Consider the following 747-nt stretch of genomic DNA (forward strand, 5'->3'; position numbering starts at 1 on the left):
CTACAAAATGCGTCGTTTCAGTCCCGGCTGGGGCCGAAATCTGTCCTTCGCGAACCGGTCGCGCGCTGCCTTGGCGTCAATTGCCGTTATTGGGCAGTTTTTGTAGCCTCAACCCCATTTTTTCAGCTCGGCAAGGAAGCGATCCTGCTCCTCCAAGGCTTTCAGCATCGTTCCCATGACAGTGGAATCCGTCATGCGCCGCAATTCTCGCTGAATGGACGATTCGTGAAGACCCAGCGCCGTCCTCAGCGCCAGTGAGTCTAAAACACCATGTACCTCTTTCCTGAGGGGCGTATCGAGGTATCCAGCCGCGGCCTTTTGGAGAGCAGATGCTTCCGAAAAATTGTACATACTCGCCGTCTCTTTGGCTTTCCGCATAAGGTACTCGCTAGCCGAGTCGGAGATCGATGACGTCGTGCGCGAGGGCGCTCTCGCCGTCCTTGCAGCTCTCGTTGCCGCCGCTTCGTTCATGAATTTCTGTCTGTTCAGCTTCCAGCGCCCCTGCCATCGACGGATCAAGGTAACGTCTGTCTCCCTCCGCGAGCTGGACATATCATTGAGGACCCGCCTCATGGCTGAAGTCGCCTTCATGGAAGGATTATCCAGCAAGATACTTGCGACCTTGGCAAGGGCCTGATCGTTGTTCTTGACGCCGCTGCCAATTGGGCGGCCGACGCGGCGCTTCTGAATCTCTTCCATTGCTTTGCCTCCAGTTGGTGTCGGTCTGCCCCGTGCGCTCTTTGATAT

1 protein-coding gene is annotated in these 747 nt (G+C 56.4%); it reads right to left on the reverse strand.

Annotated elements, in window-relative coordinates:
- Positions 1-108: 108 nt before the first annotated feature.
- Entirely contained in the window at positions 109-699 is a 591-nt protein-coding gene (locus tag EOA29_RS38715; protein ID WP_095518981.1) for a hypothetical protein, read from the reverse strand.
- Between the last annotated feature and the right edge of the window lie 48 nt (positions 700-747).

The organism is Mesorhizobium sp. M1E.F.Ca.ET.063.01.1.1 (assembly GCF_003998155.1).
Lineage (GTDB): Bacteria > Pseudomonadota > Alphaproteobacteria > Rhizobiales > Rhizobiaceae > Mesorhizobium.